At 70.2% G+C, this 13998-nt stretch carries 12 protein-coding genes; 8 read left to right on the top strand and 4 right to left on the bottom strand.

The features are described 5' to 3' along the window. Window positions 1–68: 68 nt before the first annotated feature. From AB0J69_RS00130 to AB0J69_RS00120, 3 genes are all read left to right on the top strand, one after another. The gene (locus tag AB0J69_RS00130) at window positions 69–269 is read left to right on the top strand and encodes a hypothetical protein (protein WP_364111136.1); all 201 of its coding nucleotides are present in this window, start codon (window positions 69–71) and stop codon (window positions 267–269) included. Window positions 270–279: 10 nt separating this feature from the next. Then, the gene (locus AB0J69_RS00125) at window positions 280–1767 is read left to right on the top strand and encodes an SPFH domain-containing protein (RefSeq protein WP_364111134.1); all 1488 of its coding nucleotides are present in this window, start codon (window positions 280–282) and stop codon (window positions 1765–1767) included. A 75-nt stretch (window positions 1768–1842) separates the two neighbouring features. Continuing rightward, the gene (locus tag AB0J69_RS00120; protein ID WP_364111132.1) at window positions 1843–2517 is read left to right on the top strand and encodes a hypothetical protein; all 675 of its coding nucleotides are present in this window, start codon (window positions 1843–1845) and stop codon (window positions 2515–2517) included. Between the two features lie 62 nt (window positions 2518–2579). Here the strand turns inward: AB0J69_RS00120 and AB0J69_RS00115 are convergent, their stop codons facing one another. Continuing rightward, window positions 2580–4616 (bottom strand): glycosyltransferase, encoded by a 2037-nt coding sequence (locus AB0J69_RS00115; RefSeq protein ID WP_364111130.1) that lies wholly within the window; start codon window positions 4614–4616, stop codon window positions 2580–2582. Window positions 4617–4670: 54 nt separating this feature from the next. Further along, window positions 4671–5801: a UDP-N-acetylglucosamine 2-epimerase (non-hydrolyzing) gene (gene wecB, locus AB0J69_RS00110; RefSeq protein WP_364111128.1), complete on the bottom strand. Its 1131-nt coding sequence runs from the start codon at window positions 5799–5801 to the stop codon at window positions 4671–4673. Between the two features lie 56 nt (window positions 5802–5857). Between wecB and AB0J69_RS00105 the strand changes: the two genes are divergently transcribed. The 5 genes from AB0J69_RS00105 to AB0J69_RS00085 all read left to right on the top strand — a co-directional run bounded on the left by AB0J69_RS00105 (window position 5858) and on the right by AB0J69_RS00085 (window position 12555). After that, window positions 5858–7540 (top strand): glycosyltransferase family 4 protein, encoded by a 1683-nt coding sequence (locus AB0J69_RS00105; protein ID WP_364111126.1) that lies wholly within the window; start codon window positions 5858–5860, stop codon window positions 7538–7540. Window positions 7541–7673: 133 nt separating this feature from the next. Then, window positions 7674–8921 carry a nucleotide sugar dehydrogenase gene (locus AB0J69_RS00100; protein ID WP_364111124.1) on the top strand — a complete coding sequence of 416 codons (1248 nt, stop codon included), beginning with the start codon at window positions 7674–7676 and terminating at the stop codon, window positions 8919–8921. A gap of 19 nt (window positions 8922–8940) precedes the next feature. Further along, a complete protein-coding gene (locus AB0J69_RS00095; protein ID WP_364111122.1) occupies window positions 8941–10029 on the top strand; it encodes a glycosyltransferase in 1089 nt (362 codons plus the stop codon). A 27-nt stretch (window positions 10030–10056) separates the two neighbouring features. Continuing rightward, on the top strand, window positions 10057–11850 hold the full coding sequence (locus AB0J69_RS00090; protein ID WP_364111120.1) for a DUF4434 domain-containing protein: 1794 nt from the start codon (window positions 10057–10059) through the stop codon (window positions 11848–11850). Window positions 11851–11889: 39 nt separating this feature from the next. After that, window positions 11890–12555 carry an NUDIX domain-containing protein gene (locus AB0J69_RS00085; protein ID WP_364111118.1) on the top strand — a complete coding sequence of 222 codons (666 nt, stop codon included), beginning with the start codon at window positions 11890–11892 and terminating at the stop codon, window positions 12553–12555. Here the strand turns inward: AB0J69_RS00085 and cpt are convergent. Both cpt and AB0J69_RS00075 read right to left on the bottom strand, forming a co-directional pair. Next, entirely contained in the window at window positions 12545–13081 is a 537-nt protein-coding gene (gene cpt, locus AB0J69_RS00080) for a chloramphenicol phosphotransferase CPT (protein ID WP_364111116.1), read from the bottom strand. The two genes, AB0J69_RS00085 and cpt, sit on opposite strands and share 11 nt — an antisense overlap. A 228-nt stretch (window positions 13082–13309) precedes the next feature. Further along, window positions 13310–13990 carry a hypothetical protein gene (locus AB0J69_RS00075; protein WP_364111114.1) on the bottom strand — a complete coding sequence of 227 codons (681 nt, stop codon included), beginning with the start codon at window positions 13988–13990 and terminating at the stop codon, window positions 13310–13312. Between the last annotated feature and the right edge of the window lie 8 nt (window positions 13991–13998).

The following is a 13998-nucleotide window of genomic DNA, read 5'->3' as shown; positions in this document are numbered from 1 at the left end:
TTGCGCGCCCTATTACCGCGAATGCACGTTTGGAGTAGCGTCCGGAATATCACGACGGGGGGAGTCCGGTGATCGGCAAGCAGGGCAGGGTCACGGGAAGAGTCGGCCCTGGACTCGTCGGCGAGGTCATGATCCCGATCAGGGGCGGGGTGGAGGCGTTCTACGCCCATCCCAGCGTCTCCGACGAGGAGTTCCCCACCGGCACCATCGTGGTCGTGGTCGAGTACTTCCCCCCGAGGACCGTGTACGTGGCCAGAGCACTCGTCTAGGGAGGCCTCGATGACCCCCGAGCTCTACGTCCTGGCCGGCGGCGTCATCGTCGCGGCCGTCGTCCTCATCCTGCTGTTCAAGGCCGTGTGGCGGGTCGCCGAACCCAACGAGGCCCTGATCATCTCCGGCCTCGGCGCCCGCCGCCGCGGCGAGGCCGGCATCGACAGCCTGGGCTTCAAGATCATCACGGGCAAGGGCGCCGCGGTGCTGCCCGGCTTCCAGACGTCCAGGCGCCTGCGCCTGGACACCAGGGCCGCCAACCTCCAGGTCTCCTGCGTCACCCAGCAGGGCATCCCCGTGCACATCCGCGGCGTGGTGATCTATAAGGTCGGCGACGACCTCGCCTCCATCGCGAACGCCGCCCGCCGCTTCCTGGACCAGCAGGACTTCATGACCAGCGCGATCCACGAGCTGTTCACGGGGCACCTGCGCTCGATCATCGGCAACCTCACCATCGAGGACCTGATCCTCAACCGCGAGCGCCTGACCAGCGAGACCAGGGCGTCGGCGGCCGACGAGATGAGCAAGCTGGGCCTGATCGTGGACTCGCTGCAGATCCAGGAGATCGACGACGAGACCGGCTACATCGTCAACCTGGGCAAGCCGCACGCCGCCAAGGTCGCCGCCACCGCCCGCATCGCCCAGGCGCAGCGCGACCAGGAGGCCACCGAGGCCGAGCAGGTGGCCGCCGCGCACATGGCCGCGGCCCGCCGCGACGCCCGGATCAAGGAGGCCGCGTACCAGGCCGAGATCGACCGCGCCCAGGCCACGGCGCGCCAGGCGGGGCCGCTGTCGGAGGCCAGCGCCCGCCAGGAGGTGGTGGTCCAGGAGACCAGGGCCGCCGAGCTGGAGGCCCAGCTCGCCGAGCAGCGGCTCCAGTCCCAGGTGCGCAAGCCCGCCGACGCCAGGGCGTACGAGACCGTCACCCTCTCCCAGGCCGAGCGCGACGCCCGCATCGCCCAGGCGGAGGCCGAGGCCAGGGAGACGGAGCTGCGTGCCGCCGCGCAGGCCAGCCAGGTCAAGCTGGCCGCCGCCGCGGAGGCCGAGTCCGTACGGCTGCGCGGCGAGGCCGCCGGAGCCGCCACCAAGGTCGCCGGCGAGGCCGAGGCCCAGGCCGCCCAGGCCCGCGGGCTGGCCCACGCCGAGGCGACCAAGGCGCAGGGCCTGGCCGAGGCCGAGGCGTCACAGGCCAAGGGCCTGGCGGAGGCGCAGGCGATCCGGGCGCGGGCCCAGGCGCTGAAGGAGAACCAGGAGGCGGTCATCGCCCAGCAACTCGCCGAGAACTGGCCGGAAATCGTCGAGGCGGGCGCGAAGGCGTTCGCCAACGTGGACCACATGGTGGTCCTGAACGGCGCCCAGGGAGTGGAGGAACTGCTGGCGAAGGCCCTCACGCTGGGCGGCACCGGCCTGGGCCTGGCCAGGTCGCTGCTCAACAGCCCGTCCCCGAACGGCGGCGAACCGGAAATCCCTCGTAAAGCCACTGAATCCCGCGAATAGCGACGTTACTCGGCCCCTTACTCTCCGCTTCCTCTAGCGTTTTGAACAATGTCGCTGGAGTGAAATGGAGACCCCATGCATAAAGCAATTTCCGCCGTATTTGTCACCACTCTGGTCATTGCCGGATGCTCGTCAGGAGAGGAGCCCACGGCGCCCGCCGCCTCGGCGCCCCCGTCCGCGTCCGCCGCCGACACCGCCCGGCTGCGCGCCGCCCTGCTGCCGGTGCCCAAGGGCATGAGCGTCGCCTACGGGCCCGAGCTGGGGGCCTTCGGCACGCTCAAGTCCACCCAGCAGGGCCTGGCGGCGGTCCGCCAGGCCAAGGTGCAGCGCCCCGAGTGCGCGGGGGCCGCCCAGCTCGACGCCGCCAAGCCGGAGGTCGCCAAGTCGCCCGCCGCGGTGATCGCCTTCTCCGCGGCCCGCGGCTCGATCACGCAGGCGGTCGTGTCGCTGCCGTCCGCCGCCTTCCCCGCGCCGCTGCCGCGGCAGTGCGCCTCCTACACGGCCGACGTCGGCGGCAGCCAGGTCACCTACAAGACGCGCACCCTGGACATGCCGGCCAAGGGCGACCAGTCGCGGGCCTACCTCACCACGGCCGTGGGCGACAAGAACAATGCGCAGATCGGCTCGGTGATGATCAGGCGGGGCACGCTGATCATGTCGATGCTCGTGGTCGGCCAGCGGGTCAAGCCCCAGGGCCTGTACGCGCTGGCGAACCTCGCCGACCAGAACCTGGCGCGGGTCAAGGGATAGGTCGTTTCACGACGGCTCGGGGCGCCCCTGGCCCGCCCCGGCGGGGCGCCACTCCGGACCGCTCAGATGAGGACGTGGTCGTCGGGGCGGCCGACGAAGGCGAACTGGGCGTTCCTGGTCAGCTTGATGTGGTCGGCCTGCCAGGTGTGCATCGAGGTGTCGGCGCTGCGCCAGTAGACGAAGTTGAAGCGGTCCGCCGAGTAGATCTTGACGGAGTCCTCCTTCAGCCGCCGTACGAGGTGGGTGTCCTCGCCCCGGGTGATGTCGGCGAAGCGGTACGAGCGGAAGAGGTCCGCCTTGCCGAGGAACGTGCCGCCCTGGACCAGCCACGAGTAGCGGTGCTCCAGGCCGGGCAGGCGGAGCATGGTGGTGTTGCTGCCCTCGAAGTACGCGTAGTGCGCGCCCTTGCCGGTCAGCTCGGCGTCGGAGTAGTCGAACGCGCGGACCAGGTCCGACAGGTAGTGCTCCCCGTACAGGTTGTCGTCGTCCATCTTGGCGATCAGCTCGCCCTCCGCGGCGGCGATGCCCAGGTTCATGCACGCGCCGAGCGACAGCGAGGCGTCGGCGGGCAGGACCACGACGTCCGTGATGCCCGCCATGCGAGCCTTGTCGGCCACTACGACCGGGTCGATGTCCAGGCCGTGCAGCACCATGACGAGCTGCAGCGGGCGGTGGATCTGCTTGGCCACCGAGGAGATCGCGTGCTCGATCTGCGCGGCGCGGTTGGTGGGCAGCACGACGGAGATCGAGCGGGACCTGGGCGTCACGTGGTGCCCGAGGTCCTGGAGGATCTGGTCCACGCGGTGCGAGAACAGGTGCTTGTCGAACACCTCGCGCATCGCCAGATGGCCCATCCTGGCCCGCAGCTCGGGGCTGTTGATCAGGTGCAGGACCTGGTTGTACGACTCGATCGGCTCGCGCGCGATCGGGACGAGCTCGCCGAACGTCTCCTCGATCGCCCGCGACCACCCCGACACGACGGGGGTCGCGCAGGCGGACAGCTCGAAGACGCGCCGGGCGCACATGGTCGGCGAGTCGAGCACGGAGTTGACGTTGAGGAAGACCTTGTACATCCGGTACGCGGCCAGCATCTGGTCGTAGGGCAGCTCGCCCACGATGTGCGGCCGGTACTTCTCCGGCCAGGCGTACTTCTCGTCCACCTCGCCGTTGCGCGCGAAGATGTGCAGGCCCAGCTCCCTGACCGGGTCGAGCACGGTCTCCATCTGCTCGCGGCGCTCGGGGTGCTTGTCCCGGAAGTACATCCCGGCGAAGACCACGTCGTGCAGGCGGCCCTTGTTCTGCTGGATCGGGTTGTGCACGCGGGGCTGGGCGGCGAACTGCAGCACGTCCACCCGGTCGTGTCCCAAAATTTCCCGATACTTCGGCAGCATGTCACCGTCGCAGGTGAACACGTAGTCGAACAGCTTGGCCGTGTCGATGAAGAAGTCGAAGTTCGGCGGGTCCTCCTTGTTCCAGAAGACCGTCGGGATGCCCTCCTGCCGGCACCAGGCCACCAGGTCGCGCAGCGGCTCCTTGGGAGCGTTCGTGCCGGTCATCTGGTAGCGCCAGCGGCCCTGGTTCCCGTGCCAGGCCGACTCGCAGAACAGCAGGTCAGGCCGCTTCTCCGCGAAGATCTCCGGCCAGTCCTTGAGCCCGAACTCGATCTGGTCCCACTCGTAGCGGAAGGCCGCCCTGGAGAAGTCGTCCAGGATCACCGCGACCTTCAGGTCCGGCCTGTTCACCGGGCCGGTCGGCCACTTCGCCGGCGGCACCTCGACCCGCGGCGGCCGGTGGTTCGCCAGCTCCGTGGCCTCGCTCACCGGAGTCGGCGGCTTGGGCGCCCGCTCCCTCGACCGGACCGCCTCGACGATCTTCCCCGGGCTCTTCGAGCCCAGGGCCTCGCCCAGCTTGAACGTGCGCTTGGCCTGGGTGGCCTCCAGCTTCCAGCTCGCGTACGCGGCCTTGGCCTCGGCGATCTCCAGGCGGCGGCGCAGCTCCGTGACCTCCGCCTCGTACCGCTCGACGAGCTTGCGCTCCTCGGGCAGCCAGTTGACGGGCCCGAGTCGCTGGAAGGTGGGCTCTTCGGGGGTTTCGGCCATGGTGGTACGCCTATCGCTCAGCGGAGGTATGTCATAGTACGGCGATTACAGCCGCTATTCGGGGCGTTTGCCGTGAGAGGCAGGGGCCAGGTTGTCGCCCTTCAGCCAGGCGGCGATCACCGTGGCGATCCGCGGCCCGGCCTTGCCGTCCCAGAGCACCGGCAGCTCGCCGGCCGGCGTGGCGGCTCCGTCGGCCAGCGCCTTCTCCGCCGCGGCGGGCAACAGGGCCGGGGTGACCAGGCGGTTCGTGCCGTGCGTGATCGTGATCGGCCGCTCGGTGTTGGGCCTGACGGTCAGGCAGGGGACGCCCAGCATGGTCGTCTCCTCCTGGACGCCGCCGGAGTCCGTGACGACCAGCGCGGCACCGCGTACGAGTGAGAGGAAGTCCACATAGCCCAGCGGGTCCACCACCCGGACCGGACCGCCGTCCACGAGACCGGCCTCGGCCAGCCGCGCCTTGCCGCGCGGGTGGATCGGCACCACGATCGGGATCTGCCGGGAGACCTCCAGCACCGCGTCGACCAGTTCCTTGGCGGCCTCGGGGGTGTCCACGTTCGCCGGGCGGTGCAGGGTGGCCACCGCGTAGCGCTCGGGCAGGCCAAGCCGCGCCACCACGGGCGCCGGGTCCAGCGCCGGCAGCGCCGAGAAGAGGCTGTCGATCATGGGGTTGCCCACCAGGTGCACCTTGGACGCGGGCACGCCCTCGTTCGCCAGGAACGCCAGCGCCTCCGGCGAGGTGGCGAAGAGCAGGTCGGCCAGCGCGTCGGTGACGACCCGGTTGACCTCCTCGGGCATGCCGCGGTCGAACGAGCGCAGCCCCGCCTCCACGTGCGCGGTGGGCACGCCGAGCTTGGCGCAGACCAGGATCGCCGCCAGCGTGGAGTTGACGTCGCCGTACACCACGACCAGGTCGGGCTCCTGCTCCTGGACGACCTCCTCCAGGCCGACGAGCAGGGCCGCCGTCTGCTTGGCGTGGCTGCCGGAGCCGACCCCCAGGTTCGCCACCGGCTCGGGCAGGCCCAGATCGGCGAAGAAGACGTCGGACATCAGTGCGTCATAGTGCTGACCAGTGTGGATGATGCCCTGCCGCACACCGAGCTCGCCGAGTGCCCGCACCACCGGGGCCGCTTTCACGAAATTGGGACGAGCACCCAATACGTGCAGGACCAGGGGGTTCTCCCTCATTGACCTCGCCTTTCATAGCGGAAGGGAAAAAACGCTGCCTATGGTACGGTCCCTGCGTGGCATCCGACGCCAGTCGTCAAGACTCCTCCCGTAGATCTGACGGGGTCTCCGCGAAGTCCGCCCGTGCCGGCGTCGGTGGACTTCTCAAGGGCTTCGTCCAGCACCCGATCATCGTTTCCCGCGTCGTCGCGACAAAGGTCAAGTCCGACCCGGTCCGAGTGGCCCAGGCCGCCGCCGACGCGCTCCCGCCCCGGCTGCGTCCCATCGTGGGCAGCGTGGCCTGGCCGGCCGCCCGCCGGGCCCGGCGCATCGTGCGCAAGTTCGGCATGCGCGTGGTCAAGGGGCCGTGGAACGAGGCCAAGGAACACTGGGACGCCGGCCGGGTCAGCGAGGCCGCCGCCGTGCTCGAGGCCCACACCAAATACCCGTTCGTCAAGCGCAGGGCCGCCTACTACCGGGGCGAGCTGGCCGCGATCAGTCCCGACCCGATCCCGCCGGGGCCCAAGGTGGCCATCCGGGAGCGGGTCCAGAACCGGGTCCTGCACGTGGTCACGAACGCGCTGCCGTACACGCAGGCCGGCTACACCGTGCGCACCCACCGCATCGTCACCTCGCAGAAGGCCGCCGGGATCGACCCGCACGTGGTCACGAGCTGGGGCTGGCCGATGTTGCAGGGGCACGCGGACGCGGCGCCGTACGAGGAGATCGACGGCATCCCCTACCACCGGCTGCTGCCGGACGGCCACGGCGAGATGCCGTTCGAGACCCAGGGGCGCATCATCAGGGGCGCCGACCGGGTCACCGAGCTGGTGACGCAGCTGCGGCCGCAGATCGTGCACGCCGCCACCGACCACCGCAACGGCTCGATCGCGCACGCCGTGCGCGACAGGACGGGCACGCCGTTCGTCTACGAGGTGCGCGGCTTCCTGGAGGAGACCTGGGCCTCGCGCGACCCGATCCGCATCGGCAGCCAGCGTCACGTGCTCCAGCGCGACCGCGAGGCGTTCCTCATGCGTGCGGCGGACGCGGTCGTCACGCTGGCCGAGACGATGGCCACCGAGATCGTCGAGCGCGGAGTGCCCAGGGAGAAGATCCACCTGGCGCCCAACGCGGTGGACGACTCGCTGCTGTCGGTCCACTACGACGGGGCCTCCTTCCGGCACCGGTACGGTATCGCCGACGGCGAGATCGTCGTCGGCTCGGTGTCCAGCATCGTGGCCTACGAGGGCTTCGCCACCCTGCTGCGGGCCGCGGCGCTGCTGCGCGACGACGGCACCCCCGTACGCGTGCTCATCGTCGGCGACGGCACCGAGCGCGACAACCTCCTGGCGCTGGTCGACGAGCTGGGCCTGAAGGACGCCATCCTGCCCGGCCGGGTCGGCCCCGACGAGGCGCTGCAGGCGCAGGACGCCATCGACATCTTCGCCTGCCCGCGGGAGGACCTGCGCGTTTGCCGACTTGTTACGCCATTGAAACCCGTCGAGGCGATGGCGCTCGGCAAGCCCGTCGTGCTCAGCGATCTGCCCGCGCTGTCCGAGCTCGTGGGCTCCGACGGCGCCGGGCTGCTGGTGCCGCCGGGCGACCCGGCTGAGCTGGCCAAGGCGATCGCCGGGCTCCGTGAGGACCCGGCCAGGCGTGCTGAGATGGGTGAGGCAGGACGGGCGGAAGTGGCTGCCAAGCGCACTTGGAGCCGCGTTGCCGAGACTTATCAAGCTCTATACCGATCGCTTGCCGAATGATGACCTTCACGTTGGCTGTCTCTTCTGACGGGTTCGGTCGCATTAGGCGTGAGCTAGGTGGACTTGAGATAACCTTTGCGACCATGAAGTGTTGTTTCCGGCTCCCAAAGGCACAGCTGTGACAGAAATCGACTTGGCTGTCATCGGTCTGGGCTACGTCGGCATGCCGCTCGCCAAGGAGGCGGTGGCCGCCGGCCTGCGGGTGGTGGGCGTGGACGTCGACTCCGCCAAGGTCGACGCGCTCAACTCCGGGCAGTCCTACATCGACGACCTGACCGACGCCGACCTCGAGCACATGCTGGCCAACGGGTTCAGCGCCACGCTCGACGAGACCGTGCTGGCCAGGAGCAACACGATCGTCATATGCGTGCCGACGCCGCTGGACGAGGACCACCGCCCGGACCTGTCCGCGGTGGAGGGTGCGACCAGGACCGTCGCCCGCAACCTCAGCAAGGGCACGCTCGTCGTCCTCGAGTCCACCACGTGGCCCGGCACCACCGACGAGGTGGCCAGGCCGCTGCTGGAGACCTCGGGGCTGGTCGCGGGCGACGGCTTCCACCTGGCCTTCTCGCCCGAGCGCATCGACCCGGGCAACCCCAAGTTCGGCCTGCGCAACACCCCCAAGGTGGTGGGCGGCTACACGCCGACCTGCCGCGACCGGGCGACGGCGTTCTACGGTCAGTTCATCGAGCAGGTGGTGCCCGTCAGCGGCACCCGCGAGGCCGAGATGGCCAAGCTGCTGGAGAACACCTACCGGCACGTCAACATCGCCCTCGTCAACGAGATGGCGATCTTCTGCGACGAGCTCGGGATCGACCTGTGGGAGGCCATCGAGGCGGCGGCCACCAAGCCGTTCGGCTTCCAGAAGTTCCTGCCGGGTCCGGGCGTGGGCGGGCACTGCATCCCCGTCGACCCCTCGTACCTGTCGTACACGGTGCGCAAGCTCGGTTACCCGTTCCGGTTCGTGGAGCTGGCGCAGGAGATCAACGAGCGGATGCCGTCGTACGTGGTGGCCCGCGTGCAGCGACTGCTGAACAGGCATAAGAAGCCCGTAAACGGCGCCAGAGTGGTTATGCTCGGCGTCACCTACAAACCGGATATCGCAGACGAGCGTGAGACTCCGGCCCTGCCGGTGGCGCGTGCGCTGCTGGAGCTGGGTGCCGAGCTCTCGTTCGCGGACCCGTACGTCAAGGAGTGGTCGGTAGACGGCACCCCGGTGCCGCGTGAAGAGGATCTGGCCGAGGCCGTGATCAACGCGGACGTGACGCTGCTCATGCAGCAGCACGCCGCGTTCGACCTCGGCATGGTCGAGGCGAAGGCCAGGCTCGTGCTGGACACCCGAGGCGTGCTCGCCGAGGGTGAACGCGTCGAGCGGCTGTAGCGACGGAGGGCTGCGCGCAGTGCACGTGCTCGTCATGACGGTGGTGCATAACCCCGAGGACGCGAGGATCCTGCATCGGCAGATCCGTGCCCTTGTGGATGCCGGTCATGAGGTCACGTACGCCGCCTCGTTCACCGCGCACGGCGTCGTCCCCAGACCTTGGGTCACCGGCGTGGACCTTCCGCGCGCCGCCCAGCGCAAGCGGGTGGCCGCGGTGTGGGCCGCGCGCCGGCTGTTCAAGCGCATGCGCGACAAGGTCGACCTCGTCCTCATCCACGACCCCGAGCTGCTGTTCGCCGTGTGGGGCGTCCGCAACAGGCCCCCCGTGGTCTGGGACGTGCACGAGGACACCCCGGCCACGCTGTCGCTCAAGCCGTGGCTCCCGGCTCCGCTGCGGCCGCCGGCGCGCTTCCTGGCACGCATGCTGGAGGGCACCGCCGAGCGGCACATGCACCTGCTGCTGGCCGAGACGGCGTACGCGGGCAGGTTCAAGGACGCCCACCTGATCGTGCCGAACGAGACCTGGGTGCCCGACTCCGTGACGCCGCCCGGCGACGACCGGGTGGTCTATCTGGGGTGGCTGTCCAGGGCCCGGGGCGTGTACGAGGCGGTCGAGGTGGCCAAGCTGCTGCAGCCGTACCGGGTGGCCGTGGAGCTGATCGGGTACGCCGACCCGCAGAGTCGCCCCATGCTCAACCAGGCCGTCACCGAGGGCCTGCTGGAGTGGCGCGACTTCATGCCCAACGACGAGGCGCTCAAGCGGCTCGACGGCGCGCTGGCCGGGTTGTCGCTGCTGCACGACGAGCCGAACTACCGGCATTCGATGCCCACGAAGATCGTCGAGTACATGGCGCACGGCATCCCGGTCATCACGACCCCGTCGCCGCGGGCGGTCGAACTGGTGGAGCGTTATGACAGCGGCGTCGTGGTGCCCTGGGAGGATCCCAAGGCGGTCGCGCAGGCCGTACTGACCCTGCGGGACGACGTACGCGAGCGGCGGGCGCAGGGCGCGCGCGGTTATGCCGCCGCCCGCGCGAACCACCACTGGCCCAACTCGGCCAAGCGGTTCGTCTCACAGCTGGAGTCCTGGGCCGGGGTCAAGCCGTAATTCTCGAGGGCGGGTAGGTTCCTGAACGTGCGCTGGCTCTTTCTGGTCGTGGGCGCAGCCATCCTGGCCATAGCCGCGACGGTGATCATCGTGCTGCCGTCCGGCGACTCCGACCCGGTGGCCGTCAAGTCACCCGTGCCGAAGCCGTCGAGCACGGAGCCGACGCCGAAGGTCAGCGAGTTCACCGATCCCTGTGGAACGTTCGACACCGGCGAGGCGGCCCCCTACGCGGTCACCGGCTACTGGATCACCCCCAAGTCGAACCCCTGCACCTGGCGCAAGCAGCTCCAGGAGATCCACCGCGTCGGCGGCGACACGATCATCAGGATCGGCTACGGCCTGCAGTTCCGCACCGTCTCCGAGGACGGGGAGATCCTGGGCAAGGACGGCACCCTTGACCCGCTCTACAAGGCGTGCGAGGAGGACGGCCTCACCTGCCACGACGCCGCCGAGCGGGACCTGCGCGCGGCCCATCCCGGCAACCGGATCGGCCGCACGTACGTCTACCGGACCGACGAGTCGTTCGGCCCGAACCTGTTCCGGTGCCCCGAGATGGAGCACCCCATCGAGGCCGGCAACCGGATCTACTACCGGCTCATCACCCAGGCCGACGGCTCCGACGACGCCACCTGCGACTTCACCAGGAAGGCCACGTCGTACGACATGATCCTGGTGGCCGGCTCGGACAAGGACAGCCTGAGCGAGCTGCTCGACCTGGGCGACCAGTTCGGCATGCGGGTCTTCCCGGCGCTGCCGCTGGCCCCGCGTGACTCCAAGACCCCGATCAGGGCCGAGCGGCGCCACCTCGGCACGCTGACCACGCTGACGCGGCGCATCCTGCAGGACTACGGCGTGCGCTTCGCCGAACGGGAGTCGCTCGGCGGCGTCTACCAGCCGTTCGAGGTCCAGATGGCCGCCACGCTGGCCACGAACCCGACGCTGGAGGTGTACGCCGACCAGCACACGATCGTCGAGCAGGAGTTGCCCGGCAAGCCCATCCTGATCAGCCCGTACCTCGACGCGCGCAAGCGGGTGGCGTTCGGGCAGACGCCGAAGCAGGTGGCGGAGGGGTTCAAGGCCCTGGTGAAGACCGGGGTGGGGATCATCGCGCCGCAGGACAGCCGGGGGACGGGCAAGGTCGGCCTGTTCTGGCCGGACGAGCGTGAGAGCGAGGTGGACGAGCGGCTGCGGCCGGTGGTGGGCGAGTCGACGTACGACACGGCGTACCACGGGTCCACGCGCGACTACTACCGCGAGATGGCGGCGGCCCGGCAGGAGATGCTCGAATCCGGCCATCAGGTGCAGCTCTGGGCGAACGTGGAGGCGTTCGAGCCGTCGGGCAAGGAGCCCTGCGCGCCACAGGGCACGCGCGGCAAGACGGACAAGGAGCGCCTGGACCAGGCGGTGACGATGGCCGGCCGTTACGTTCAGAAGATCGTCTCCTACATGTGGAGCGACTTCATGACATGTGGACAGCCGTCGCTCGAAACGGAGATATCTCAGGACTGGCAACGGCCGATCGCGGTGGACGCGATCCGGCGGCCGCGCGACGTCCAGGACGGGCTGGAGGTGCGCGGCTACAACCTGAAGGACGGCACCGTGACCGTCCAGTGGTCGGGGGGCACCAAGGAGATGGTGGTGTCGGCCGTGGGGACGCTGGACGAGGCTCCGATCGAGGAGGAGCTGCCGGAGGGGATGGCGACGGCGTGGGTGCCGTTCGACTGGAGCCTGGTGCCGGCGGGGGAATGGGTCAGGATCGGCGTCAAGGTGCCTTCGGGGAAGGCGACGACGGAGCCGCTCCACGTACGCATCGTCACGTAGGTTCGCTGGGCGCGTACGACTGCGTGTAACGTGCCCTCCATGGTCCCGAGCGTCCCGGTCAGTGTCGACCTGGTCGTGCTCACCGTACGCAACCAGGCGTTGTGCGCCCTCGTCTGGCGTCGCGACAACCCGCCGTTCCTGCGCCGCTGGTCGCTGCCCGGCGGGTTCATCCAGCTCGACGAGGACCTCCCGGCCGCCGCCCACCGCATCCTCGGCGAGCGGGCCGGTCTCCCTGGTGCGCCGGTGCACCTGGAGCAGCTCCAGACGTACGGCTACCCCGACCGCGACCCCAGGCAGCGCGTGCTCAGCGTCGCCTACCTCGGCCTCGCCCCCGACCTGCCGGCCTCGGAGAAGGCCCACATGAGCTGGCAGCCGATCGGCGCGCTCGCCGCCATGGCCTTCGACCACCGGCGCATCATGCTGGACGGGATCGAGCGGGCGAGGGCGAAGCTGGAATACACCTCGCTCGGCGCGGCCTTCTGCCCCCCGGAGTTCACCGTGGCCGATCTGCGCCGGGTCTACGAGATCGTGTGGGGCCGGCCGCTGGACCCGCGCAACTTCCACCGGAAGGTCACCAAGGCCGAGGGCTTCCTGCTGGAGACCGGCGGCACGACGACGAGGGACGGCGGGCGCCCGGCCAAGCTCTACTGCCGGGGCCCGGCCGAGCTGCTCCACCCGCCCATGCTCCGCAGCCTCAAGGAGTGACCCGGCCGGCGATGATCCGCGCGCACTCCAAGGACTCGGTGCGCGTGGTGTCCACCTCCACGTCGTAGAACACGCCCCGGTGCACCAGCTCGGCCTGCGACTCGGCCATCCCGGCGACCCGGTCGCCCCGGGCGATCTCGCGGCCCGCCGCCACCGCCCCGTCGCACCGGACGCCGACCCACAGCACGTCCAGCCCGGCGAGCACCTTCTGCCACCCCTCCTGGGAGTGCGCTCCACCGAGGAAGACGTCATCGATGATCACCCGGGCGCCCGCTCGGACCATCGCGGCCGTGCCCTCCATCCACGCCTTCTGCAGCGTCCGGAACTCCGGACCGACGTTCACCCCACCGTCCGGGGCGAACTCGATCCCACCGTCCGAGTTCCGCATGGACGCGGGCAACGAGTCGACGAACGCGTCGATCGCGGCGGCCAGCCACGGGTCCGGCAGGACGGCCTGCAGGCAGCGCAGGATTCCCGACTTGCCCGAGCTCGACCCGCCATTCAGCACGATCACCTGAGTTGTCACCGCACCACCCTAGCCACGGTGAGAGAGGAGCCCGGGCCGGGTCCGCCAGTCGACCGGCGTCTCCTCGTAGAGCGGGTGGACGCGGCTGGTGCCCCCCACGCGGAGGACCGGCGTGTGATCGGAGCCGGGCAGCCGTACGACCTCCGGCGCGGGCCGTCCCGCGCGCTCGGCGGACGCTCTGCCCGCGCAGGTAGGCGGACACGCGTCCACGTCCGTTCCACGGAGGGATCATGACATGCCGTCGTGGACCTCCGGCGGGGGCAGGTAGGGCCTGAAGTGGTCGGCCACGAGGTCGGCCACGGCGCCGGCGTCCTGGGAGCCGTCGACCTCGATCACCCGGATGCCCAGGCGGCGGGCGGAGCGGACGGCGTCCTCGGCGACGAGACGGTCCCGCTCCAGCCGGTTGCGCTGGGCCCGGGCCGGGTCGCTGACCTCATGGCCGAAGGCGGTCCGGGAGAGCTCGCGGAGCTGGCGGTCGCGGAAGGCCGGGGCGGGCACCATGACGACCATCTGCCCGAGCGAGCCGGCGATCGGGGCCACCAGCTCGGGGCGCAGCCCCCAGCCCTCGGCGATGACGGGCCGCCCGGAGACCAGGGCGCGCAGATCGTCCAGGGCCCATTCGAACCGGACGGGGAAGCCGGCCAGCGTCTCCTCGGCCATGTCCGCCGGAGTGGTGTCCACCCAGACCTGTTCGAGGTCCGGGCCTTCGGGTGGCCGGCCGAGCTCGACGCGACGGGCGATCCGGCGGTCGTTGTGGCCGCGGGCGTCGTGGTAGTCGTAGTGGTAGGCGGTCAGCCCGTACCGTACGGCCAGCAGCCGGGCGACGGTGGACTTCCCGGCCCACTGCCCGCCACCGATCCACAACACCCGGCGAAGCGTGCCGAAGGGGTCCCAAACCTCAGTGCTCACGTAGCTGA

Source organism: Nonomuraea sp. NPDC049709, from assembly GCF_040674815.1.
GTDB lineage: Bacteria > Actinomycetota > Actinomycetes > Streptosporangiales > Streptosporangiaceae > Nonomuraea.
Note: the sequence above shows the minus strand (reverse complement) of the source record. Positions and strands in the feature narration are given on the sequence as shown.

Excerpts from the sequence above, each read along its gene's own strand:
- wecB (WP_364111128.1), bottom strand. The coding sequence starts at position 5,801 with ATGAGGGAGAACCCCCTGGTCCTGCACGTATTGGGTGCTCGTCCCAAT.
- AB0J69_RS00120 (WP_364111132.1), top strand. The coding sequence starts at position 1,843 with ATGCATAAAGCAATTTCCGCCGTATTTGTCACCACTCTGGTCATTGCC.
- AB0J69_RS00085 (WP_364111118.1), top strand. The coding sequence starts at position 11,890 with ATGGTCCCGAGCGTCCCGGTCAGTGTCGACCTGGTCGTGCTCACCGTA.
- AB0J69_RS00115 (WP_364111130.1), bottom strand. The coding sequence starts at position 4,616 with ATGGCCGAAACCCCCGAAGAGCCCACCTTCCAGCGACTCGGGCCCGTC.
- AB0J69_RS00125 (WP_364111134.1), top strand. The coding sequence starts at position 280 with ATGACCCCCGAGCTCTACGTCCTGGCCGGCGGCGTCATCGTCGCGGCC.